Source organism: Micromonospora nigra, assembly GCF_900091585.1.
GTDB lineage: Bacteria > Actinomycetota > Actinomycetes > Mycobacteriales > Micromonosporaceae > Micromonospora > Micromonospora nigra.
Map to the genome: position 1 here is coordinate 5,691,965 of NZ_FMHT01000003.1, position 26,080 is coordinate 5,718,044.

Below are 26,080 nucleotides of genomic sequence, written 5' to 3' on the forward strand. Positions count from 1 at the left end.
GCCCGTAGTCCCGCCGCCGGCCCACCGCGCGCCTCTTCACACACCTGAAGACGTCGCGGTGGGCCGTCGCCGCCTGTCCGACCGCACCGCAACCGCGCCCAGATGGGGGTTTCACCATGTCCGACCCGACGACCGGCACCCGGCCGCTGAACGCCGCGCAGCTCGGCGTCTGGTACGCCCAGCGGATCGATCCCACCAACCCCGTGCACAACATGGGCGGCTACCTGGAGATCCGGGGACCGTTGGACCCGGACGCCCTGTTGGCGACCGTGCGGACGCTGGTCGCCGAGGACGAGACCCTGCGGCTGCGCTTCACCGAGGTCGACGGGGTGCCCGCCCAGTACCTCGGACCGGCACCGGACTTCACCCCCCGGCTGCGGGACCTCAGCGCCGAACCGGATCCCCACGCGGCGGCGCTGCGGCTGATGCGCGAGGACATGGACGCCGCCCCCGACCTCGAACGTGACCGGCTGTTCCACCACGAGATCATCCGACTTGGTCCGGACCATCACCTCTGGTACAACCGGGCCCACCACCTGATCCACGACGGCTACACCTCCACCGTGCTGCGCCGACGCGGCGCGGAACTGTACACCGCCCTGGTCGGTGGCCACCCCGCCGGTGCACCGCTGGGTTCCTTCACCGCCCTGCTCGACGAGCAGGCCCGTTACACCGGCTCCCGGGCGCAGCAGCGCGACGCCGCGTACTGGCGGCAGATGATGGCCGACGCCCCCCAGCCGCCGGGGCCGCCGTCGCCGGCGCGGCCCACCAACCGGGTCACCCGCCAGGTCTGCCGCGTCGACGTCGAGGGCGTCGCGCGGCTGCGCGGCTTCGCCGAACGAGCGGGCGTGACGTGGCAGCAGGCGCTGCTCACCGCGGCCGCCGTGCACCGGCACCTGTGGACCGGGGAGGACGACGTGCTGCTCAGCCTCCCGGTGCCCGGCCGGCTCGGTCCGGCCGCCATCGGCGTGCCCGGCATGATGGCGAACGTCCTGCCGCTGCGCTGCCGCGTCGACCCGGCCGAGACCGCCGAGGCGTTGGCCGCCAAGGTCGCCCGACAGGCGTTGCGGGCGCAGTGGCACCAGCGGTACGACTCCGCCGACCTGCTGCGCGACCTCGGCTGGTCCACCGACGGGCGGCGTGAGTTCGGTCCGGTCGTCAACTTCGTGGCCGGGGACGAGCAGAACACCTTCGCCGGGCTGCCCGCCGTGCACCACCTGTTCTCCACCGGTGGCACCGTCGAGGACCTGGCCCTCACCGTCACCCACCATCCCGAGGGCGGCCTGCGCATCGACGTCAGTGTCGACAGTGCCCACCGCGACGCCGTGGACCTGGACGCCTACCAGCGCACCTTCCGCCGGGTGCTGGCCGCCATGACCGCCCGCCCCGACACGCCGGTCGGCGACATCGACCTGCTCGACGCCGTGGAGCGTGACGCGGTGTTGCGTGGGTGGAATGAGACGGGTGTGTCGGTGGTGGATGGTTCGTTGGGTGGTTTGTTTGCGGGGCGGGTGGGTGTGGATGCGGGTGCGTTGGCGGTGGTGTGTGGGGGGTGGGTTTGTCGTATGGGGAGTTGGATGTTCGGTCGTCTCGTTTGGCGTGGCATTTGTTGTCGGTGGGGGTTGGTCGGGGTGATGTGGTGGGGGTGTTGTTGGAGCGGGGGGTGGAGTTTGCGGTTGCGGTGTTGGGGGTGGTGAAGGCGGGGGCTGGTTATGTGTTGTTGGATCCGGAGTTTCCTGATGAGCGGTTGGGGTGGTTGTTGGGGGAGTCGGGTGCGGTGGTGTTGGTGACTCGGGATGGTTTGGTGTCTCGGGTGGGGGGTGTTGGTGGTTGTTCGGTGGTTCGGGTTGATTCGGATGCGGGGGTTATTGGTTCGTGTGGTTCGGTGGCGCCTTTGGTGGGGGTGGGTGGTTCGGATGTGGCGTGTGTGATGTTCACGTCGGGGTCGACGGGGGTGCCGAAGGGTGTGGTGGCGTCGCATCGGGCTTTGGTGGGGAGTCTGGTGGGGCAGGGTTATGCGGTGTTTGGGCCGGGTGAGGTGTTCTTGCAGTGTTCTCCGGTGTCGTGGGATGCGTTTTCGTTGGAGTTCTGGGGGGCGTTGCTGTTTGGTGGGGTGTGTGTTCTGCAGGAGGGGCAGCGGCCTGAGCCGTCGGTGATTGCGTCGTTGGTGGCGGAGCATCGGGTGTCGATGTTGCAGTTGTCGTCGGGGTTGTTCAATTTGTTGGTGGAGGAGTATCCGGAGGCGTTTGACGGGGTGCGGGTGGCGTTTACGGGGGGTGAGGCGGCTTCGGGTGCGCATGTGGCGCGGATTGTGGCGCGGTGTCCGGGGTTGCGGGTGGCTAATGGTTATGGGCCGGCGGAGTCGATGGGCTTTTCGACGACGTTTGAGGTGCCGGTTGGTTTTGTTGGTTCGTCGGTGCCGGTGGGTCGGGCGGTGGCGAACAAGCGGGCGTTTGTGTTGGATGGTTGTTTGCGGCCGGTGCCGGTGGGGGTTGTTGGTGAGGTGTATTTGGCGGGTGTGGGTGTGGCGGTTGGTTATTTGAATCGGTCGGGTTTGACGGCGCAGCGGTTTGTGGCTGATCCGTTTGGTGGGCCGGGTGAGCGGTTGTATCGGACGGGTGATCTGGCGAGGTGGACTGCGGCTGGGGTGTTGGAGTTCGTGGGGCGGGCTGATGGGCAGGTGAAGATTCGGGGGTTCCGGGTCGAGCCTGGTGAGGTCGAGGCGGTGTTGTCGGGTCATGAGCGGGTGGGTCAGGCCGCGGTGGTCGCTGTCCCGGACCCGACCGGCACCCTCCGCCTCGTCGCCTACCTCGTTCCGGACACGCGACCGGGCACCGCCGACTCCGCTTCCGCGCCCCCCGCCTCGACCTCCGCCGACTCCGCTTCCGCGTCCCCCGCCAGCCTGGCCGAGGACGTGCGGCAGTGGGTGCGGGGTCGGTTGCCGGAGCACATGGTGCCGTCGGTGGTGGTGGTGCTGGACCGGATGCCGTTGACCGCGAACGGCAAGCTCGACCGCAGGGCCCTGCCCGCACCGGACCTGAGCGCCGGTCGGGCAGCCGGTCGTGGCCCCCGTGACCCGCGGGAGGAGATCCTGTGCGGCCTGTACGCCGAGGTCCTCGGCGTGCCGTCGGTCAGTATCGACGACGACTTCTTCGACCTGGGCGGCCACTCCCTGCTCGCCGCGAGACTCGCCGCCCGCGCCCGCACCGTCCTCGGCGTCGACCTGACCATCCGCGACATCTTCACCGCACCCACCATCGCCACCCTCACCGACCACCTCGCCACCACCGGCCGCGCCCGCTCGCGGCCCGCCGTCACCGCCGGGCCGCGCCCCGACCGGGTCCCGCTGTCGTACGCGCAGCGCCGGCTCTGGCTCATCGACTCCCTGGAGGGAAGCGGCGCCACCTACAACGTGCCACTCGCCGTGCGGCTCACCGGTGACCTCGACGTCGACGCCCTGCGGGCCGCCCTGACCGATCTGGCCGACCGCCACGAGGTGCTGCGCACCGTCGTCGAGACCGTCGACGGCGAGCCGTACCAGCGCGTCGTCGACACCGCGTCGGTTCCCGTGGTGCTACGCCGGGCCGCCCCCGACGACGTGGACGCGCTGCTGGCCGAGGAGGCCCGGCACGCCTTCGACCTCACCGCCGCCCCGCCGATCCGGGTCACCCTGGTCGACTGCGGCGAGCAGGAGTGGGTGCTGCTCGTGCTGCTGCACCACATCGCCACGGACGGGCAGTCGCTGCGTCCCCTCCTCGCCGACCTGACCACCGCGTACGCGGCCCGGCGCGTGGGCCGCGCCCCCGACTGGCCGCCGCTGCCCGTCCAGTACGCCGACTACGCCCTCTGGCACCGGGTCATGCTCGGCGACCGTGACGACCCCACCAGCGTGCACGCCACCGACCTCGCCCACTGGCGGACCGCCCTGGACGGATTGCCCGAGGAGATCGCGCTGCCCCTGGACCGGCCCCGCCCGGCGGTCGCCGACCACCGCGGCGGTGCCGTGCCCGTCCGGCTGGACCCCGACCTCACCGAGCGCATCCGTCAGCTCGCCCGCGACCAGCGGTGCACCCCGTTCATGGTGCTCCAGGCGGCACTCGCGCTCACCCTGACCCGGTTCGGTGCCGGCACCGACGTGCCCATCGGCACCCCGGTCGCCGGCCGCTGCGACGACACGCTGGACGCGCTGGTCGGCTTCTTCGTCAACACCGTGGTGCTGCGCACCGACACCTCCGGCGACCCGTCCTTCACCGACCTGCTGGCCCGGGTACGCGCCACCGATCTCGACGCCCTCGCCCACGCCGAACTGCCCTTCGACCTGCTCCTGGAGGCACTCAACCCGGTCCGCTCCCTTGCCCGCCACCCCCTGTTCCAGGTCTGCCTGGCCCTCGACGACGCGACCGACGGCGACCTGCGGCTGCCCGGCCTGCGCTGCGGCCGGGGCGGCGTGGTCGACACCGCCGCCGCGAAGTTCGACCTGGAGTTCCTGCTGCGCGACGAGGGCGACGCCGGCATCGGCGGCGCGCTGATCTACAGCGCGGCCCTGTTCGACCCGTCGACCGTCGAACGGCTCGTCGCCGCCCTGCGCCGCGTGCTGACCCAGGTGCTCGCCGACCCGACCCTGCCGGTGGACGCCGTCGACGTCCTCGATCCCGACGAGCGCCATGCCGTTCTGCGTGGGTGGAATGAGACGGGTGTGTCGGTGGTGGATGGTTCGTTGGGTGGTTTGTTTGCGGGGCGGGTGGGTGTGGATGCGGGTGCGTTGGCGGTGGTGTGTGGGGGGGTGGGTTTGTCGTATGGGGAGTTGGATGTTCGGTCGTCTCGTTTGGCGTGGCATTTGTTGTCGGTGGGGGTTGGTCGGGGTGATGTGGTGGGGGTGTTGTTGGAGCGGGGGGTGGAGTTTGCGGTTGCGGTGTTGGGGGTGGTGAAGGCGGGGGCTGGTTATGTGTTGTTGGATCCGGAGTTTCCTGATGAGCGGTTGGGGTGGTTGTTGGGGGAGTCGGGTGCGGTGGTGTTGGTGACTCGGGATGGTTTGGTGTCTCGGGTGGGGGGTGTTGGTGGTTGTTCGGTGGTTCGGGTTGATTCGGATGCGGGGGTTATTGGTTCGTGTGGTTCGGTGGCGCCTTTGGTGGGGGTGGGTGGTTCGGATGTGGCGTGTGTGATGTTCACGTCGGGGTCGACGGGGGTGCCGAAGGGTGTGGTGGCGTCGCATCGGGCTTTGGTGGGGAGTCTGGTGGGGCAGGGTTATGCGGTGTTTGGGCCGGGTGAGGTGTTCTTGCAGTGTTCTCCGGTGTCGTGGGATGCGTTTTCGTTGGAGTTCTGGGGGGCGTTGCTGTTTGGTGGGGTGTGTGTTCTGCAGGAGGGGCAGCGGCCTGAGCCGTCGGTGATTGCGTCGTTGGTGGCGGAGCATCGGGTGTCGATGTTGCAGTTGTCGTCGGGGTTGTTCAATTTGTTGGTGGAGGAGTATCCGGAGGCGTTTGACGGGGTGCGGGTGGCGTTTACGGGGGGTGAGGCGGCTTCGGGTGCGCATGTGGCGCGGATTGTGGCGCGGTGTCCGGGGTTGCGGGTGGCTAATGGTTATGGGCCGGCGGAGTCGATGGGCTTTTCGACGACGTTTGAGGTGCCGGTTGGTTTTGTTGGTTCGTCGGTGCCGGTGGGTCGGGCGGTGGCGAACAAGCGGGCGTTTGTGTTGGATGGTTGTTTGCGGCCGGTGCCGGTGGGGGTTGTTGGTGAGGTGTATTTGGCGGGTGTGGGTGTGGCGGTTGGTTATTTGAATCGGTCGGGTTTGACGGCGCAGCGGTTTGTGGCTGATCCGTTTGGTGGGCCGGGTGAGCGGTTGTATCGGACGGGTGATCTGGCGAGGTGGACTGCGGCTGGGGTGTTGGAGTTCGTGGGGCGGGCTGATGGGCAGGTGAAGATTCGGGGGTTCCGGGTCGAGCCTGGTGAGGTCGAGGCGGTGTTGTCGGGTCATGAGCGGGTGGGTCAGGCCGCGGTGGTCGCTGTCCCGGACCCGACCGGCACCCTCCGCCTCGTCGCCTACCTCGTTCCGGACACGCGACCGGGCACCGCCGACTCCGCTTCCGCGCCCCCCGCCTCGACCTCCGCCGACTCCGCTTCCGCGTCCCCCGCCAGCCTGGCCGAGGACGTGCGGCAGTGGGTGCGGGGTCGGTTGCCGGAGCACATGGTGCCGTCGGTGGTGGTGGTGCTGGACCGGATGCCGTTGACCGCGAACGGCAAGCTCGACCGCAGGGCCCTTCCCGCACCGGACCTGAGCGCCGGACGGGCAGCCGGTCGCGGCCCCCGTGACCCGCGGGAGGAGATCCTGTGCGGCCTGTACGCCGAGGTCCTCGGCGTGCCGTCGGTCAGTATCGACGACGACTTCTTCGACCTGGGCGGCCACTCCCTGCTCGCCGCGAGACTCGCCGCCCGCGCCCGCACCGTCCTCGGCGTCGACCTGACCATCCGCGACATCTTCACCGCACCCACCATCGCCACCCTCACCGAGCAACTGCCCGCCGCGCCGGCCCGTGCCCGGCCGGCGCTGCGCCGGCGGACCCAGGCCGGCACCGCCCTGCCCGGCGGGCCGGTGGGCGGCTAGCCGCACCCAACCTGCCCCGCGGACTGCCGCTGGTCGGCCCACCGCCCCGATAGGCTCAGCCCGAATGGGATCACACGTGCGAATGCCTCTATCAATCGCACACCACTCATTCCTGATTATTCATCCGATGTCATCTCACGCGCGTCGACGAATGGAGCGCATCGTGAACCCTGCCCGACACCCGACCGGCGGCACGCCGGCCAGCCACCCGTCGCCCGAGGACGTCGTCTGGGTGCTCCCCGGCGACGACGGCGAGGCCCACCGCACCTCACTGCTCGTGCTTCCGCACGCCGGAGGCAACGCCCACGCGTACGCGCCGTGGCGGGAGCGCCTGCCCGCCGGCGTACGGCTGCTCGTCGGTCAGTACCCCGGGCGCGGTGCCCGGTTCACCGAGCCGCTGCCCGAGCGGATGGCCGACCTCGTCGAGGACATCGTGGCCTGTCTGCCGCCCGACACCGACGACCTGGTCGTGCTCGGGCACAGCATGGGCTCCCTGGTGGCGTACGAGGTCACCCGCGCACTGACCGCGGCCGGTCGCCCCCCGCGCGCCCTGATCGCCTCCGCCTGCCGGGCCCCGTTCCTGCCCAACCCCAGCCCCGTGCACCCGGACACGCTCGACGACGACCAGCTCGTCGCCGCCATCAAGGAACGCGGTGGCACCGACGACGGCATCCTCGACGAGCCCGAGCTGCGGGAACTGGTGCTGCCGTCGATCCGGGCCGACTTCGCCATCGACGACGCCTACCGGTGCGCCGACACGACGCCGCTGGACTGCCCCGTCGCCGTGATCGGGGGCGACGTCGATCCCGTCGTGCCGGCCGACGCCCTCGGCCGCTGGGCCGACGTCACCCGCGCGGCCGTCACCACGCACGTGCTGCCCGGCGGCCACTTCTACTTCCAGGACCAGGTGGACGACTTCCTGTCCCTGGTCACCACGGTCGTCGACGGCGTCACCGTCCGGCCCGAGTACGCCTGACCACCCACCCATCCCCAGGAGGATCCCCGATGTCACCCACAGCGCAGGTGGTGCCCGCCGCCCACCTCGACGTGCGCCGCGAGCCGGGCAAGCCGGCCGTCATCGTCACCCCGCCGATCGACGGGATCGACGCCGCCGTGGCGTGGGTCACCGCCCACCGGCAGGCCGTCCGTGCCGAGCTGCTGCGCTCCGGTGCCGTCATGGTCCGCGGCCTGCCGGTGGCCGACACCACCGACTTCGCCCGGGTCCGCGACGTGCTGATGCCGCAGCGCACCGGGTACCGGGAGAAGGCCACCCCGCGTACCGACTTCGGCGAGGGCGTCTTCTCCTCCACCGACCTGCCCGCCGTGCAGCCCATCCGGCTGCACAACGAGAACAGCTACACCCTCGACTTCCCGGGCACCCTGCTGTTCGCCTGCCTCACCGCCCCCGAGACCGGCGGCGCCACCACCGTCGGCGACATGCGCGAGGCGCTGCGGCTGATGCCGGCGCACCTGCGCGACCGGTTCGCCGCCGCCGGCTGGCTGCTGGTGCGCAACTTCTCCGAGCTGGCCGGTCTGCCGTGGCACAAGAGCTTCGCCACCGACGACCCGGCCGGCGTCGAGGAGTACTGCCGGGAGAACGTCATCGGCCACGAGTGGCTGCCCGACGGCGAACTGCGTACCCGCCAGCGCCGCGCCGCGATCATCACCCACCCGGTCACCGGCGAACAGTCCTGGTTCAACCACTACGCCTTCTGGAACCGGTGGACCCTCGACCCGGACGTGCGCGAGGTCCTGCTGGAGACCTACGGCGAGGACGGCCTGCCCTTCGACACGTACGTCGGCGACGGCTCGGCGCTCACCGCGCAGGAGGTCTCCGCCATCAACGACGTCTACGACCGGGTCACCGTGCGCGAGACCTGGCAGCGAGGCGACCTGCTGATGGTCGACAACATCCTGTGCGCCCACGGCCGGGAGGCGTTCACCGGCGCCCGCAAGATCGTCGTGGCGATGGGTGACGAGGTGTCGTTGGCCGACTGCCAGCCCAGCCCCGCCCCGGCGACCACCCCGTTCGGGAAGTGAGCCGGCCATGACCAGTGCAGTGATCGACTTCGCCGCCACCGTACCGCCGGCCGCCAGCCGGGACCTGCTCGACCGCCTCGCCGACGCGCCGCCCGACCGGCCCGCCGTCGTGGCCGGTGACGTCACCGTCACCTTCGCCGAACTGCGCGACCGGGCGGCCCGCATCGCCCACCGGCTCACCGCGCGGGGCGTCGGACCGGAGACCGTCGTCGCGTTGTGCCTGCCCCGGGGCGTGGACCTGGTGGCCGCCCTGCTGGGCACGCTCACCGCCGGCGCGGCCTACCTGCCGGTGGACCCGCGCCTGCCCGCCGACCGGCGTCGCTACCTCGTCGAGGACTCCGGCGCCGACCTGCTGGTCGTCGACGACACGGACGCCGGGACCCCCGTCGGGGACGTGCCCCGGGTGCCGGTGGCCGACCTGGCCGCACCCGGCGGGACGCCGACCGGCTACCGGCCCGTGCCGGTGTTCCCGGACACGCTGGCCTACGTCATCTACACCTCCGGTTCCACCGGCCGCCCCAAGGGCGTCGAGGTCAGTCGGGGCGCGGTCAGCGCCCTGCTCGCCGAACTGGAGGCCACCGGCGTCGTGGTCGGGGAGGCGGGCCGGGTCGCCTGGAACGCCTCGCCGTCGTTCGACGCCTCCGTGCAGCAGTGGGTACGCCTGTGCCGGGGCGACACCGTCGTCATGCTCGACGAGCAGACCCGCACCGACCCGGCGCTGCTCGGCGCGCTGGTCGAGGACGCCGCGCTGACCGACCTGGACATCACCCCGTCGCACGCCGACCCGCTGCTGGAACACCTCACCGGCTCGGCGCGTGCCGCGCAGGGCCGCCCGCTGACCCTGCTCGTCGGCGGCGAGGCGATCAGCGCCGGCCTGTGGGATCGGCTGGCCCACCTGGTCGACGCGGGGGTGCTGCGCGCGGTCAACCTGTACGGGCCGACCGAGTGCACCGTGGACGCCACCGCCGGGTGGATCACCGGCGAGGTGCCGCCGCACATCGGCAGCGTGCTGCCGGGGCTGCGCCTGCGGCTGCTCGACGACACCCTCGCCCCCGTCCCCGCCGGGCAGATCGGCGAGTTGTACCTGGCCGGCTCCCGGGTGGCGCGCGGCTACCGGCGGCGGCCCGGTCTGACCGCCGAGCGGTTCGTCGCCGACCCGGCCGGCGACGGTGGACGCATGTACCGCACCGGCGACCGGTGCCGCCAGCTGCCCGACGGGCGGCTGGAGTTCCACGGCCGCGTCGACGGCCAGGTCAAGGTGCGCGGCCACCGTATCGAGCTGGGCGAGATCGAGGCGGTGCTCGCCGGGCACCCGGCTGTCGCCGAGGTGGCCGTGGTGGTCCGCGCCGACGACGGGCAGGAGCCGGCGCTGGTCGCCTACCACCGGTCCACCGGGCCGGTCGACCCGGCCACGCTGCGCGAGCGGGCCGCGGAGAGCCTGCCCGGGTACATGGTGCCGGACTCGTTCGTCGCCCTGGACCGTTTCCCCCTGACCAACAGCGGCAAGCTCGACCGGGCCGCACTGCCCGCACCGACGCCGCAGTCGGTGCCCGACACCCCCGTCGGGCAGCGGCCGGCCGGTCGGGTCGAGGAGCTGATCGCCGCCGTCTGGTCGCACGTGCTGGGCGCGCCGTCGATCAGCGCCGACGACAACTTCTTCAAACTGGGCGGCCACTCGCTGCTGGCGATCAAGCTGGTCTCCCGGGTCCGCGCCGAGCTGGGGCTGAGCCTGCCGGTGCGCACCGTCTACGAGAACCCGAAGCTGCGCGACCTGGCCGGGGCCATCGAGGCCCGGCTGGAGGCGGCGTCGGCCTGACCCCCCGGCGTGCGGGCCGTCCCTGCGGGCGGCCCGCACGCCGTACGAACCCCCACGGCGCGACGGACGGTCCGGTCGTGGTCGAGCAGGAGGAGTGCCCGTGATCCCCTTGTCGTACGCGCAGCGCCGGCTGTGGTTCCTGCACAGTCTGGAGGGCCCGTCGGCGACGTACCACGTGCCGGTGGTGCTGGCCCTGTCGGGCGTGCCCGAGCGGGCGGCGCTCGGCGCGGCCGTGGCCGACGTGGTGGCCCGGCACGAGGTGCTGCGCACGGTGTTCCCGTCCGTGGACGGCGAACCGGTGCAGCGGGTCCTCGACGGCCGCGACGTCGTCCTGTCCGTGGTGGAGTGCCCGGCCGCCGAGGTGGCCGCCCGGGTCGCCGAGTTCACCGCCGGCACCTTCGACATCACCGCCGAGCCACCCCTGCGGGTGCGGCTGTTCGTCACCGGCGCGGAGTCGACGCTGGTGCTGCTGCTGCACCACGTCGCCACCGACGGCGCGTCCACCGGCCCGCTGCTGCGGGACCTGTCGACCGCGTACGCGGCCCGCGTCGCCGGGCACGCCCCGGACTGGGAACCGCTGCCGGTGCAGTACGCCGACTACACCCTGTGGCAGCGGGAGCTGCTGGGGGAGGAGTCCGACCCGGACAGCGTGCTGGCCACCCAGCTCGCCTGGTGGAAGCAGACCCTGGCCGGCGCGCCCGCCGTGCTGGACCTGCCCACCGACCGGCCCCGCCCCGCCGAACCCACCCGGCGCGGCGGCGTCGTCACCGGCTGGCTCGACGCCGGCAGCCACCGCCTCCTCGCCGACCTCGCCCGCACCCGACGGGCCAGCATGTTCATGGCCATGCAGGCCGGTCTGGCCGCCACCCTGACCCAGCTCGGCGTCGGGGAGGACGTGCCGATCGGCGCGCCGGTCGCCGGCCGGCCCGACGAGGCGCTGCACGACCTGGTGGGCTTCTTCGTCAACACCGTGGTGCTGCGCACCGACACCTCCGGCGACCCGGGCTTCGCCGACCTGCTGACCCGGGTGCGTGCGGCGGACCTCGCCGCGTACGCGCACGAGGAGGTGCCGTTCGACCTGGTGGTGGAACGTCTCAACCCGGCCCGCTCCCTGGCGTACCACCCGTTCTTCCAGGTCATGCTCACCGTCGACACCACCCCGCCGGCCGGGCTGCGCGTCGGCGACCTGCCCGCCGCCGTCCGCCCGGCCACCCTGGACGCCGCGAAGTTCGACCTGACGGTCTTCTGCACCGAGGTGCGCGACGACGCCGGCGCGCCCGCCGGTGTCGAGGTGCAGGTCCAGTACGCCACCGACCTGTTCGACGCCGACACGGCGCAGCTGCTGCTGGCGGCGTACCTGCGGCTGCTGCGCGCCGTCGCCGCCGACCCGGCCGCCGCCCTGGGCACCCTCGACGTGCTCACCGACGCCGACCGCGCCGGCCTCGACGCCCGCCGCGCCGCCCTGCGCACCGCCACCGACACCCCGGCCACCGGCGGACCCGGCGGCACCGCCACCCCCGACGGGCCGTTGACGGCGCGGGAGGAGATCCTCTGCGACATGTTCGCCGCCGCCCTCGGCGTCGACCGGGTCGGGCCGCACGACAACTTCTTCCGCCACGGCGGACACTCCCTGCTCGCCACCAAGCTCGTCAACCGGATCCGGGGCGTGCTCGGCGTCGAGGTCGGACTGCGCGACTTCTTCCGCACCCCCACCGTCGCCGGCCTCGACCGGCGCATCGGGGAGCTGACCGGCGTAGGCACCCGCCCGCCGCTGACCCCGACGACCCGCCCCGACCAGGTGCCCCTGTCGTACGCGCAGCGCCGGTTGTGGTTCCTCACCGAGATGGGTGGGGCGAACCGGATGTACAACGTCCCGGTGGTGTTGCGCCTGGACCGTCCGCTCGACCCGACCGTCCTGACCGCCGCAGTCGGCGACGTCGTCGCCCGGCACGAGGTGCTGCGCACCGTGTACGCCGCCGTCGACGGCGAGCCGTTCCAGGTGGTCCTCGACCGGGTGGAGCCGGAGGTGACCGTCCTGGACGTCACCGCCGCCGAGGTGCCCGGCGTGGTCGAGGCCACCACCGGCCACGTGTTCGACCTCGGCGCGCAGATTCCGCTGAAGGTGTGGCTCGTCCGGGTCGACGACGACAGCCAACTGCTGGTGGTGCTGGTGCACCACATCGCCTCCGACGGCTGGTCCACCGGCCCGCTGCTGCGCGACCTCGCCGAGGCGTACGCGGCCCGTGCCGCCGGGCGGACCCCCGAGCGGGCGCCCCTGCCCGTCCAGTACGCCGACTACACCCTGTGGCAGCGGGACCTGTTCGGCGTCGCCGACGATCCGGACAGCCTGCTCGGGCGGCAGCTGGCCTGGTGGCGGCGCACGCTCGACGGCGTACCGCAGGTGTTGGAGCTGCCCACCGACCGGCCCCGCCCGGCCGTGTCCAGCCACCGCGGCGACGTGGTGCCCTTCGCCCTCGACGCGCGCACCCACGCCGCGGTGCTGCGGCTGGCCCGCGACACCGGGGCGACGGTGTTCATGGTGCTCCAGGCCGGCCTCGCGACCCTGCTGTCGCGGCTCGGCGCGGGCACCGACATCCCCGTCGGCACCGCCGTCGCCGGTCGCGGCGACGAGGCCCTGGACGACCTGGTGGGCTTCTTCGTCAACACGCTGGTGCTGCGCACCGACGTCTCCGGTGACCCCACGTTCGCCGACCTGGTGGCCCGGGTCCGCGACGCCGACCTGGCCGCCTACGACCACCAGGACGTACCCTTCGAACGTCTCGTCGAGGAGATCAACCCGACCCGCTCCACCGCCCACCACCCCCTCGTCCAGGTCACGCTGGTGCTCCAGGACAGCACCGGGCCCCGGCCGGGCGGCGAGGTACTCGCCGGGTCGCCGCTGCCGTTCGACACCGGCACCGCGAAGTTCGACCTCACCCTCGCCGTGCGCGAGGACCGCGACGGGGCCACGCCGAACGGCATCACCGGCGTGCTGGAGTACGCCACCGACCTGTTCGACCGGTCCACCGCCGACCGGCTCGCCGAGCGGCTGGCCCGGCTGCTGCGCGAGGCCGTCGCCGCCCCGGACACCACCGTCGGTGCGCTGGAGGTGCTCACCGCCGACGAGCGTCGCCGACTCACCGCCACCCACCCGAACTCTCCGGCCGGCCCCGGCATCGGTGACCTGGTCGCCGCCCGCGCCGCCGCCTCGCCCGACGCGGTCGCCCTGGTCACCACGCGCGGCCCCGTGTCGTACGCCGGCCTGGTCGCCGACGCCGACCGGCTCGCCCGGCACCTGGCCACCCTCGGTGTCGGCCGGGGCGACGTCGTCGGTGTGCTGCTGGCCCCTGGCGCGGACCTGCCGCTGGCCGCCCTCGCCGCCCTGCGGGCCGGAGCGGCCTACCTGCCCCTGGACCCGGACCAGCCGGCCGCCCACGCCGCCACCGTCACCCTCGCCGCCCTGGTCACCACCGGCGCGCTGGCCGCCCGGCTGCTGCCGGGGTTGCCACCCGGGCGCACCGTGCGGCTCGACGCCGACGACTGGCGGCAGCACCCCGACGTGCCCGCCGGGCCGACCGTCGCCCCCGGTGACACCGCCGTCGTCCTCGTCACCGGCACCCCGCCCCGCCCGGTGGCACTGCCGCACCGGGCGCTGGTCGGGCGGCTACCCGACACCGGCCCCGGGCAGGTGTGGCTGCCCTGGCAGGCGCCCGTGACGGCGGAGTTCACCGCCGCGCTGTGGGCCGGGCTCAGCTCCGGCGCGACCTGCGTCCTGCCGGCTCCCGTCCCATCCGCCCCGGAACGGGTGGCCGAGCTGGTCACCACGCACGGCGTGACCTCGCTGGCGCTGCCGGCCGACCTGCTCGCGCTGCTCGCCGACGAACACCCCACGGCCCTCGGCCGGCTGCGGCAGGTCGTCACCACCGGCAACCCACCGGGTGCGCACCTGGACGCCGTGCGCCGCCGGCATCCGGGCCTGCGCCTGCTGACCGCCCTCGGATCCACCGAGGCCGGCCCCTGGGCTCTGCTCCACCCGGTCGCCCCGTCGCCCGCCCCGGACGGTTCGTCGCCTGTCGCGGCCGGGACCGGCCCGTCGTCCACCCCGGCCGGGACCGGCCCGTCGTCCACCCCGGCCGGAACCCGGCCGGCGGTGGCCCGGATCGGGGACCACTGTCACGTCCTCGACGAACGACTGCGCCCCGTGCCCGTCGGGGTTCGCGGCGAGCTGTACCTGTGCGGCCCCGCCGTCGCCAGCGGGTATCCGCACCGGCCCGGCGCCACCGCCGCCCGGTTCGTGGCCGCCCCGTGCGATCCGGTGGGCGGGCGGATGGTGCGCACCGGCACCGTGGCGAGCTGGGCCGCCGACGGCAGCCTTCGGGTCCACCGCCGGCTCACCGTGGGCACGACCCCCGTCGACCCGGACCGGGTCGTCGCCGCCCTGGCCGGGCACCCCGCGGTACGGCGGGCCGCCGTCGCTGTCCACACCGACCCCGCCGACGGGCCGCGCCTGGTGGCGTACGTGGTCGCGGCCGGCCCTGGCGTCGTCGCCGCGGACCTGCGCCGGCACGCCGCCCGGACCCTGCCCGAGGCGCTGGTGCCGGTGGACGTCGTGGTCGTGCCGACGCTGCAGCTGACCCCCGACGGGTGCCTCGACGTCGCCGCCCTGCCCGCCCCCGGTGCCACGGCCGACACCGCCACGCCCCCCGACCCACGGCGGGAGACGCTGCGGACGCTGTTCTCCGAGGCGCTCGACGGGCGACCGGTCGGCGACACCGACAACTTCTTCCGGGTCGGCGGGCACTCGTTGCTCGCCGTGCGGCTGGTCAACCGGATCCGCACCGCGCTGTCGGTGGAGGTCAGCATCCGGGACGTGTTCCAGGCACCCACGGTGGCCGCGCTGGCCGAACGGCTCGCCGCGGGCGCGGCCTCGTCCGCCCCCGCGCGACCCGCGCTGCGCCGACGGACGGGGGCGGGCGCCCGGTAGAACCCGCCGCCGGGCGGACCCCATCCTGCCTCGCCGACTGCCGCTGCCCCGGCGGTGCGCTGACTAGCCTCAGGTCAACGCGCCGCCGGGGCCTTTTCCGTTCCTCCGGCCACCCGCGACCGGGGCCCGCCGCCGGGCCCGCCCGGCCCTTCCGCGCCACCCACCCGACCCCAGGAGGAAGTTCGATGCCCTCGATCGACCACGCCGGGCCCGCGCCCACCTCCGCCGCCGGCCCCCGACCGACGGTGATCCTCGACGGGGGGCCACTGGCCGGGCCGGCCGTCGAGGTCGACGAGGCGTTCACGGCCCGGGTCCACGCCGACCCGGACCACCCGGCCGTCGTCGCCGGTGTGACCCGCCTCAGCTACGCCGAGCTGGACGCCGCCGTCGCCCGGCGGGCCGACCGGCTGCGCGCCGAGGGGGCCGGGCCGGGGCGGCTGGTGGCGGTCCACCGGCCGCGGGGCGTCGAGGCCGTGGTGGCGATCCTCGCGGCCCTGCGCGCCGGCGCGGCGTACCTGCCCCTGGACCCGGGCGCACCGACGGCGCGTACCGAGGCGATCCTCGCCGACGCGTGCGCGGGCGCCCCGCCCACCCTGGACGAGGTGGCGGCGCGAGGTGAGCTGGTGCTGCCCGGCGCCGCCGTGCCCGTCGACACCGCCTACGTCATTTACACCTCCGGCTCCACCGGCACCCCGAACGGGGTGGTCGTCGGCCGGGACGCCCTGGCCCACTTCGTCGCCGGGGCCGTGGACCGTTACGGCGTCACCCCCGCCGACCGGGTGCTCCAGTTCGCGCCGCTGCACTTCGACGCCAGCGTCGAGGAGGTGTTCGTGACCCTGTGCACCGGGGCCACGCTGGTGCTGCGCGCCGACGACATGCTCGACGTGCCCGACCTGCTGGCCGGCTGCGCCACGCACGGGATCACCCTGTTGGACCTGCCCACCGCGTACTGGCACGAGCTGGCCTACGCCCTGTCCACCGGCACCGTTTCGCTGCCCCCGGCGCTGCGGACCGTGGTCATCGGCGGCGAGGCGGCCCTGCCGGAGCGGGTGCGACGCTGGCGGCGGGCGGTGGGGGACCGGGTGCGGCTGCTCAACACGTACGGGCCCACCGAGGCCACCGTCGTGGCGACCGTCGCCGACCTGTCCACCCACGACGGCGGAGACGTGCCGATCGGGCGGCCCCTGCCCGGCGTGCGGGCCGCCCTCGTCGACGGCGAGCTGTGGCTGCTCGGCGGCGGACTCGCCCACGGCTACCTGGGCCGCCCCGAGCTGACCGTGCGCCGCTTCACCACCCTCGACGGCCGGGCCGCCTACCGCACCGGCGACCTGGTGCGGGTACGCCCCGACGGGCAGCTCGGCTACCTCGGCCGCGTCGACGACGAGGTCAAGATCAACGGACACCGGATCGACCCGGTCGCCGTCGAGTCGGTCCTGCTCACCCTCACCGGCGTCCGCGAGGCGGCCGTCGTCGCCCAGGAACTGGGCGACGGGGTGCGGCGGCTCGTCGCGTACGTGGTCGGCGACGTCACCGCCGGGCAGGTGCGCGCGTACCTGGCCGAGCGGCTGCCCGCCCCCGCCGTGCCCGGCGTGGTCGACCTGGTGGCGGCGCTGCCGCGCAGCAGCACCGGCAAGATCGACCGGGGGCGGCTGCGCGCCGCCGACCCGACCCGGACGGCCGGGCGGCCGGAACCGGCCGGGTGGCGTCCCGCTCCGGGCGAGGAACTGGTCCCGCTGTCGTACGCGCAGCGCCGGCTGTGGTTCCTGCACCGCCTGGAGGGCCCGTCGGCGACGTACCACGTGCCCGTGGTGCTGGCCCTGTCGGGCGTGCCCGAGCGGGCGGCGCTGGACGCGGCCGTGGCCGACGTGGTGGCCCGGCACGAGGTGCTGCGCACGGTGTTCCCGTCCGTGGACGGCGAACCCGTGCAACGGGTGCTGCCCACCTCCGGGGTGCGGCTGTCCGTGGTGGAGTGCCCGGCCGCCGAGGTGGCCGCCCGGGTCGCCGAGTTCACCGCCGGCACCTTCGACATCGGCGTCGACGAGCCGCTGCGGGTGCGGCTGTTCGTCACCGGCGCGGAGTCGACGCTGGTGCTGCTGCTGCACCACATCGCCACCGACGGCTGGTCGATGGCCCCACTGCTGCGGGACCTGGCCACCGCGTACGCCGCCCGCGTCGCCGGGCACGCCCCGGACCGGGAGCCGCTGCCGGTGCAGTACGCCGACTACACCCTGTGGCAGCGGGAGCTGCTGGGGGAGGAGTCCGACCCGGACAGCGTGCTGGCCACCCAGCTCGCCTGGTGGCGGGACACCCTGGCCGGCGCGCCCGCCGTGCTGGACCTGCCCACCGACCGGCCCCGCCCCGCCGAGCCCACCTTCGAAGGGGCGTCCGTTCGCGGCCTGCTCGACGCCGACACCCACCGCCGGCTGCGGGATCTCGGCGAGACCTGCCAGGCCACCGGGTTCATGGTCTTCCACGCCGCGCTCGCCGCCACCCTCACCCGCCTCGGCGCGGGCGACGACGTGCCCATCGGCACGCCGGTGGCCGGTCGGCCCGACGAGGCGCTGCACGACCTGGTCGGGTTCTTCGTCAACACGCTGGTGCTGCGCACCGACACCTCCGGCGACCCGGGCTTCGCCGACCTGCTGACCCGGGTGTGCGAGGCGGACCTCGCCGCGTACGCACACGAGGAGGTGCCGTTCGACCTGGTGGTGGAACGTCTCAACCCGGCCCGCTCCCTGGCGTACCACCCGTTCTTCCAGGTCATGCTCACCGTCGACACCCCACCCGGCGACGAGCTGCGGATCCTCGACCTCGACGCCCGGATCACCCCCGCCGGCCTCGACACCGCCAAGTTCGACCTCAGCGTCTCCTGCGTCCCCGGCGACGACGGCGGGGTCGAGGTGTGGCTCCAGTACGCCACCGACCTGTTCGACGCCGACACGGCGCAGCTGCTGCTGGCGGCGTACCTGCGGCTGCTGCGCGCCGTCGCCGCCGACCCGGCCGCCGCCCTGGGCACCCTCGACGTGCTCACCGACGCCGACCGCGCCGGCCTCGACGCCCGCCGCGCCGCCGTGCGCGCCGCCGTCGCCGACCGCGCCCGCAGCCACGCCGCCGAAACCGGGGACCCGGTGCGCACCGAGCTGCTGTGCGGCCTGTTCGCCGAGGTGCTGAGCCTGCCGTCGGTCGGCCCCGACGACGACTTCTTCGCCCTCGGCGGGCACTCCATGCTGGCGGTCCGGCTGGCCAACCGGCTGCGGACGGTGCTCGACACCGACGTCGGCATCCGGGACCTGTTCCTCGCCCCCAGCCCCGCCGCGCTGGAACGGCGGCTCGGCCAGCTGGCCGCCGCGGCCCGGCCCGCCCTGGCTCCCGTCGTCGCCCCCACCGGGCGGGTACCGCTGTCGTACGCGCAGCGCCGGCTGTGGTTCCTCGCCGAGCTCGGCGGGCCCAGCGCCGTCTACAACCTGCCCGTGGTGCTGCGTCCCGCCACCGCCCTGGACCCCGCGCCGCTGGCGGCGGCGCTGGCCGACCTCGCCGCGCGGCACGAGGTGCTGGGCACCGTCTACCGCAGTGCGGACGGAGAGCCGTACCAGATGGTCGTGGCCGGGGCCCGGCCGCCCCTCACCGTCCTCGACGTGCCGGCCGACGACCTCGCCGAGGCGATCGACACCGCCTGCGGGCACGTGTTCGACCTGTCCGCCGACCTGCCGCTGCGGGCCTGGCTGCTGCGCCCGACCGGCGGCGGACAACCCGGGCAGGTGCTGGTGGTGCTCACCCACCACATCGCCTCCGACGGCTGGTCCACCGGCCCGCTGCTGCGTGACCTCGCCGAGGCGTACGCGGCCCGCGCCGCCGGGCACGCCCCGGGCTGGGAACCGCTGCCCGTGCAGTACGCCGACTACACCCTGTGGCAGCGGGAGCTGCTGGGTGCCGCCGACGATCCGGACAGCCTGCTCGGTCGGCAGCTCGCCTGGTGGCGGGGCACGCTCGACGGCGTACCGCAGGTGTTGGAGCTGCCCACCGACCGGCCCCGGCCGGCGGAGGCCAGCCAGCGCGGCGAGATCGTGCCGTTCCGGCTCGACGCCGACACCCACGCCGGGGTGCTCCGCCTCGCCCAGGAGCACGGCGCGACGGTGTTCATGGTGCTCCAGTCGGCGTTGGCGGCGCTGCTGGCGCGGTTGGGGGCGGGCACCGACGTGCCGATCGGCACGGTGGTGGCCGGTCGTGGTGACGAGGCCCTGGACGACCTGGTGGGCTTCTTCGTCAACACGCTGGTGCTGCGCACCGACGTCTCCGGTGACCCGAGCTTCGCCGAGCTGGTGGCCCGGGTCCGCGACGCGGACCTGGCCGCCTACGACCACCAGGACGTGCCGTTCGAACGTCTCGTCGAGGAACTCAACCCGACCCGCTCCACCGCCCACCACCCGCTCGTGCAGGTGATGCTGGTGCTGCAGAACGCCGACGGCGGCGACCCGGAGCCGGCCAGCGCCCTGGCCGGCGAGGAACTGTCCTTCCGGGCCGGCGTGGCCAAGTTCGACCTGACCCTGGCCGTGCGGGAGTACCACGACCCGGCCGGCGGGCCCGCCGGCATCACCGGCGCCGTCGAGTACGCCGTCGACCTGTTCGACCCCGGCACCGTCAGCCGGTTCGCCGACACCCTCGCCCGGCTGCTCGCCGCCGTCGTCGCCGACCCCGGCACCCGCGTCGGCGACGTCGAGCTGCTCACCGCCGAACAGCGGCACGAGGTGGTCCATGCGTTCAACGACACCACCCCCGCCGGGCGGCCCGACGAGCGGATCACCGACGTGTTCGCCCGCCGGGTTGCCGCCGACCCGCACCGCACCGCGCTGGTGCACGGCGACGCCCGGATGTCGTACGGCGAGCTGGACGCCGAGGCCAACCGGCTCGCCCGGCACCTCGCGGCGCTCGGCGTGCGGCGCGGCGACGTCGTCGGCGTCCTGCTGGACCGGGGCCTGCCCATGGCCGTCGCCGTGCTCGCCACACTCAAGGCCGGCGCCGCGTACGCCCTGCTCGACCCGGAGTTCCCCGACGCCCGCCTGACCGCCCTGGTTCCCGACGCCTCGCTCACCGCCCTGGTCACCGACGCCGCCCTGGCCGCCCGCCTCGGCGCGGCCCGACCCGCCCGCACCGTGCTGCTCGACCGGGCCGCCGCCACCCTCGACGCGCTGCCCGCGAGCCCACTCGACCTGCCCGGCGACCCCGGCGACCCGGCCTGCGTCATGTTCACCTCCGGGTCGACCGGGCGGCCCAAGGGGGCGCTGTCCCCGCACCGGGCCGTCGTCGGCACCCTGTGCGGGCAGACCTTCGTCGACTTCGGCCCCGACCAGGTGTGGTTGCAGGCCGCCCCCGTGTCCTGGGACGCGTTCGCGCTGGAGTTCTGGGGGGCGCTGCTCAACGGCGCCACCGTCGTGCTGCACCCGGGGCAGCGGCCCGAACCGGCCCGCATCGCCGACCTCGTCGCCGCCCACGGCGTCACCACCCTGTGGCTGTCCGCCGGCCTGTTCAACGTGCTGCTCGACGAGCATCCCGACGCCCTCGCCGCCGTCGACCAGGTCGTCACCGGGGGCGAGGCACCGTCCGTGGAGCACCTGGCCCGCGCCCGCCGCCGCTTCACCGGGCTGCGGCTGGTGCACGGGTACGGCCCCGTCGAGAGCATGATCTTCACCAACTGCCACCCGGTCGACACCCCGCCGGCCACCGCACCCGTCCCCGTCGGCGCGCCGCTGGCCGACCGGCGCTGCCTCGTCCTCGACGGACGGCTGCGGCCCGTGCCCGTCGGCGTCACCGGCGAGTTGTACGTCGCCGGCACCGGCCTCGCCGACGGCTACCTGCACCGGGCCGGGATCACCGCCGCCGCCTTCGTCGCCGACCCGTTCGGCCCCGCCGGATCCCGCATGTACCGCACCGGCGACCTCGCCCGCTGGACCCCCTCCGGCGCGGTGGAGATCCTCGGCCGCGCCGACGACCAGGTCAAGATCCGGGGCTTCCGGATCGAACCGGGTGAGGTGGCCGCGGTGCTCGCCCGGCATCCCGACGTCGGTCGGGTGGCCGTGGTGGTGCGCGAGGACCGCCCCGGCGACAAGCGGCTCGTGGCATACCTGACCCCCGGCGAACCGGGCGTGCAGCCGACCGTCGCCGACCTGCGTCGCGCCGCCGCCGAGGCACTGCCCGCGCACCTGGTCCCGGCCGCGTTCGTCGTGCTCGACGCCCTGCCGCTGACCGCCAACGGCAAGGTCGACCGGGCCGCGCTGCCGGCCCCCCACCACACCGCCGGCACCCCGTCCCGCGCCCCGCGCACCCCCGCCGAGCAGCTGATGTGCGACCTGTTCGCCGAGGTGCTCGACGTCGACCGGGTCGGCGTCGACGACGACTTCTTCGCCCTCGGCGGGCACTCCCTGCTCGCGGCGAAACTGGTCAACCGGGTCCGCGCCGTGTGGGCGGCCGAGATCGGCGTACGGGACCTGTTCCAGGCCCCCACCCCGGCCGGCCTGGAACGCCGGGTCGCCCGGAGCAGCGGCACCGGCACCCGGGCCCCCCTCACGCCCGCCGCCCGCACCGGCCGGCTGCCGCTGTCGTACGCGCAGCACCGGCTGTGGTTCCTCGCCGAACTCGGCGGCCCCGGCACCGTCTACAACATCCCCGTCGCGCTGCGTCTCGACGCCGAACTGGACCCCGACGCCCTCGCCGCGGCGCTGGCCGACCTCGCCGCGCGGCACGAGGTGCTGCGCACCGTCTACCGGGCCGTCGACGGTGAACCACACCAGCTCGTCCTGGACGGGGCACACCCCGAACTGACCGTGCTCGACGTCGCCGCCGACGCCGTGGCCGCGGCCGTGGACGCCGCCGCCGGCCACGTGTTCGACCTGTCCACCGACCTGCCGCTGCGGGCCTGGCTGCTGCGCCCCGACGGGGACCGGCAGGTGCTGGTGCTGCTGGTGCACCACATCGCCGCCGACGGCTGGTCGATGGGCCCGCTGCTGCGCGACCTGTCCACCGCCTACCGGGCCCGGATCGACGGCACGACACCCGACTGGGCGCCGCTGCCCGTGCAGTACGCCGACTACACCCTGTGGCAGCGGGAGCTGCTGGGCGCCGCCGACGATCCGGCGGGTCTGCTCGCCCGGCAGCTCGCCTGGTGGCGGGGCACGCTCGACGGCGTACCGCAGGTGTTGGAGCTGCCCACCGACCGGCCCCGGCCGGCGGAGGCCAGCCACCGCGGCGAGGTGGTGCCCTTCACCCTCGACGCCGACACCCACGAGGCCGTGCGTCGCCTCGCCCGCGCCTGCGGGGCCACCGTGTTCATGGTGCTCCAGTCGGCGTTGGCGGTGGTCCTGGCGCGGTTGGGGGCGGGCACCGACGTGCCGATCGGCACGGTGGTGGCCGGTCGTGGTGACGAGGCCCTGGACGACCTGGTGGGCTTCTTCGTCAACACGCTCGTGCTGCGCACCGACGTCTCCGGTGACCCGAGCTTCGCCGAGCTGGTGGCCCGGGTCCGCGACGCGGACCTGGCCGCCTACGACCACCAGGACGTGCCGTTCGAACGTCTCGTCGAGGAACTCAACCCGACCCGCTCCACCGCCCACCACCCGCTCGTGCAGGTGATGCTGCTGGTGCAGAACACCGCCGAGGTGGACCCGACCGGTTCGCCGTTCGCCGGCGACGAGATCGGCCTCGACACCGGCACCGTCAAGTTCGACCTGACCCTGTCCGTCCGGGAGACCCACGACACCGCCGGTGGGCCCGCCGGGCTGCGCGGCGTCCTCGAGTACGCCACCGACCTGTTCGACCCGACCACCGCGACCCTGCTCACGCGGCGTCTCGCCCGGTTGGTGCGCGCCGTCGCCGCCGACCCCGACCGGCCCGTCGGCGACGTCGACCTGCTCGACGCCGACGAGCGACGGCTGCTGCACGGGCTCAACGACACCGCCGTGCCCGTCGCCCGGGGCTGCGTGCACGAGGCGTTCCGCGAGCAGGCGCGGCGTACCCCGGACCGGACCGCCCTGACCTGCGGCGACCGGCGGCTCAGCTACGCCGGGCTGGACCGGGCCGCGAACGCCCTCGCCCACCGGCTGATCGCCGCCGGCGTCCGCCCCCAGTCGACGGTCGGGGTGCTGTTGCCCCGTGGCGTCGACCTGGTGGTGGCTACCCTCGCCGTGCTCAAGTGCGGGGCCGCGTACGTCCCGGTCGGCACCGCACTGCCCACCGCCCGGGTGCGGACCGTCCTGGCCGACTCCGGTGCGACGGTGCTGCTGACCGACGTCGCCCACCGTCCGGCCGTCGCCGCCGAACGGGACCACGGCACCGTCGTCGTCGAGTGCGCCACCCCGGCCGGCGCCCCCGACCACGACCCGGCCGTCGACGTCGGCGAGCAGGCCCTGATGTACGTCATGTTCACCTCCGGGTCCACCGGTCGGCCCAAGGGCGTCGGCGTCACCCACCGCAACGTGCGCGACCTCGTCGCCGACCGGTGCTGGGACGCCGGGCACCACCGCCGGATGCTGGTGCACTCCCAGTACGGCTTCGACTCGTCCACCTACGAGATGTGGGTGCCGCTGCTGCACGGTGGGGAACTCGTCGTCGCCGAGGGGGACAGCACCGACCTGCGGGAGCTGGCCCGCACCATCGAGCGGTACGACGTCACCGCCGCCTACTTCACGATGGGCCTGTTCCACGTCATGGCCGACGAGGGACTTGACACCCTGGCCCGGCTCAAGGAGGTGTGGACCGGCGGCGACGTCGCCTCCCCGGCCGCCGTGCGGCGGGTGCTCGACCACTGCCCGGACACCGTGCTGGTGCACAGCTACGGCCCCACCGAGGTCACCTTCGCCTCCCACCACCAGCGTTTCGAGACCGCCGACCGCCGGTTCACCGGCGTGCACCTGGGACGACTGCTCGACAACACCCGCGCGTACGTGCTCGACGACCGGCTGCGCCCGGTGCCGCTCGGCGGCACGGGCGAGCTGTACCTGGCCGGCGAGCAGGTCGCCCGCGGCTACCTGGGCCGGCCCGCGTTGACCGCCGAACGGTTCGTCGCCGACCCGTTCGACCCGACCGGCGGCCGGATGTACCGCACCGGCGACCTGGTCGCCTGGACCAGCACCGGCGACCTGCGGTTCGTGGGCCGCGCCGACGGCCAGGTCAAGATCCGTGGATTCCGGATCGAGCCGGCCGAGGTGGAGGCCGTGCTCGGCGCCCAGGCCGGCGTCGGCCAGGTCGCCGTCGTCGTCCGCGAGGACCGGCCCGGCGACAAGCGGCTCGTCGGCTACGTCGTGCCCGCCGACGGCGCGGACGTCGACGAGGCGACCCTGGTCGACGCCGCCGCGCGGCAGCTGCCCGGCTACATGGTGCCCTCGGCGGTGCTGGTCCTCGACCGGCTGCCGGTCACCGCCAACGGCAAGCTCGACCGACGGGCCCTGCCCGCCCCGCAGCACGGGACGGCCGCCGGCCGCGCCCCCCGCACCCCGGCCGAGCAGCGGCTGTGCGCCCTGTTCGCCGAGATGCTCGGTGTCGGCCGGGTCGGCCCCGACGACAACTTCTTCGACCTCGGCGGCCACTCCCTGCTGGCCACCCGCCTGATCGCCCGGGCCCGCACCGAACTCGGCCTGGACCGGGCCGTGCGGGACCTGTTCCAGCGGCCCACCCCCGCCGGGCTGCTGGGCGACGGGGCCGACGACGGCACGGCGACGGGGGTGCTGCTGCCGCTGCGCACCACCGGCACCCGCCCGCCGCTGTTCTGCGTCCACCCCGGCGCGGGGATGAGCTGGTCGTACGCCGGGCTCACCCAGCACCTCGGGCCCGACCAGCCGGTGTACGGCCTGCAGACCCGCGCCCTGTCCACCCCCGGCTACCGGGCCGGTGGCGTGGGCGAGCTGGCCGAGGACTACCTCGCCGAGATCCGGCGGGTGCAGCCCCACGGGCCGTACCGGCTGCTCGGCTGGTCCTTCGGCGGAGTGGTCGCCCACGCCATGGCGACCCGGCTCCAGGCGATGGGGGAGGAGGTGGAACTGCTGGCGCTGATGGACGCCTACCCGGTGCCCGCCGAGCAGGCCACCCGCCCCCGCGACGACCGCGAGGTGATGCGGATGCTGGTCGGCGACGACACCGACGACCTGCCCGACGGCTTCCTCGACCGGTACGACCCGCACGCCGTGGTGGAGGTGCTGCGCCGCCGTGACCCGGTGCTGGCCGGCTTCACCGGCGCGGAGGTCCACGCGCTGGTCCTGGCCGCGGTGAACCACGCCGAGATCATGGCCGCGTACCGGCCGGAGGTGTTCACCGGCGACCTGCTGTTCTTCTCCGCCGGCCGGGCCGGCGCGGACACCACCGCCGGCCGGGCCGGCGCGGACACCACCGCCGGCCGGGCCGGCGCGGACACCACCGCCGGCCGGGCCGGCGCGGACACCACGGCCGGCCGGGCCGGCGACGGTGCGGGGGCCGACCGGCTGACCCCGGCCCGGTGGCTGCCCCACCTCGACGGCCACCTGGAATGCCACGACATCGACACCACGCACCTGCGCATGACCGAATCGGAACCACTCGCGGAAATCGGCGGGATCCTCGCCGGGAAACTGTCCGGAACCGCGTGACGAATTGCCTGTCGACGAATCGTCAGTCAACAACG

The 26,080-nt window shown here is 74.2% G+C and carries 7 protein-coding genes; all 7 read left to right on the top strand.

Features of this window, described 5'->3' with window-relative positions; translation table 11 throughout:
- Nucleotides 1–116: 116 nt before the first annotated feature.
- The 7 genes from GA0070616_RS25020 to GA0070616_RS28510 all read left to right on the top strand — a co-directional run bounded on the left by GA0070616_RS25020 (nucleotide 117) and on the right by GA0070616_RS28510 (nucleotide 26,045).
- Nucleotides 117–1,697, top strand: a complete 1,581-nt coding sequence (locus GA0070616_RS25020; protein ID WP_091088255.1) for a condensation domain-containing protein — start codon at nucleotides 117–119, stop codon at nucleotides 1,695–1,697.
- Nucleotides 1,616–6,598, top strand: coding sequence for a non-ribosomal peptide synthetase (locus GA0070616_RS25025; protein WP_245712891.1), 4,983 nt, complete (start codon nucleotides 1,616–1,618; stop codon nucleotides 6,596–6,598). Before GA0070616_RS25020 ends, GA0070616_RS25025 begins: the two co-directional genes overlap by 82 nt.
- 163 nt (nucleotides 6,599–6,761) lie before the next feature.
- Complete coding sequence (locus GA0070616_RS25030) at nucleotides 6,762–7,574, top strand: thioesterase II family protein (RefSeq protein WP_245712892.1); 813 nt, start codon at nucleotides 6,762–6,764, stop codon at nucleotides 7,572–7,574.
- A gap of 29 nt (nucleotides 7,575–7,603) precedes the next feature.
- Entirely contained in the window at nucleotides 7,604–8,638 is a 1,035-nt protein-coding gene (locus tag GA0070616_RS25035) for a TauD/TfdA family dioxygenase (RefSeq protein ID WP_091088265.1), read from the top strand.
- Between the two features lie 7 nt (nucleotides 8,639–8,645).
- Nucleotides 8,646–10,454 carry a non-ribosomal peptide synthetase gene (locus tag GA0070616_RS25040; protein ID WP_091088268.1) on the top strand — a complete coding sequence of 603 codons (1,809 nt, stop codon included), beginning with the start codon at nucleotides 8,646–8,648 and terminating at the stop codon, nucleotides 10,452–10,454.
- Between the two features lie 100 nt (nucleotides 10,455–10,554).
- The gene (locus tag GA0070616_RS25045) at nucleotides 10,555–15,438 is read left to right on the top strand and encodes a condensation domain-containing protein (protein ID WP_139128990.1); all 4,884 of its coding nucleotides are present in this window, start codon (nucleotides 10,555–10,557) and stop codon (nucleotides 15,436–15,438) included.
- Nucleotides 15,439–15,623: 185 nt separating this feature from the next.
- Nucleotides 15,624–26,045, top strand: coding sequence for a non-ribosomal peptide synthetase (locus GA0070616_RS28510; protein ID WP_091088276.1), 10,422 nt, complete (start codon nucleotides 15,624–15,626; stop codon nucleotides 26,043–26,045).
- Nucleotides 26,046–26,080 lie beyond the last annotated feature (35 nt).

Coding starts and splice junctions, on each gene's coding strand:
- GA0070616_RS25020 (WP_091088255.1), top strand. CDS start 117: ATGTCCGACCCGACGACCGGCACCCGGCCGCTGAACGCCGCGCAGCTC.
- GA0070616_RS25035 (WP_091088265.1), top strand. CDS start 7,604: ATGTCACCCACAGCGCAGGTGGTGCCCGCCGCCCACCTCGACGTGCGC.
- GA0070616_RS25040 (WP_091088268.1), top strand. CDS start 8,646: ATGACCAGTGCAGTGATCGACTTCGCCGCCACCGTACCGCCGGCCGCC.
- GA0070616_RS28510 (WP_091088276.1), top strand. CDS start 15,624: ATGCCCTCGATCGACCACGCCGGGCCCGCGCCCACCTCCGCCGCCGGC.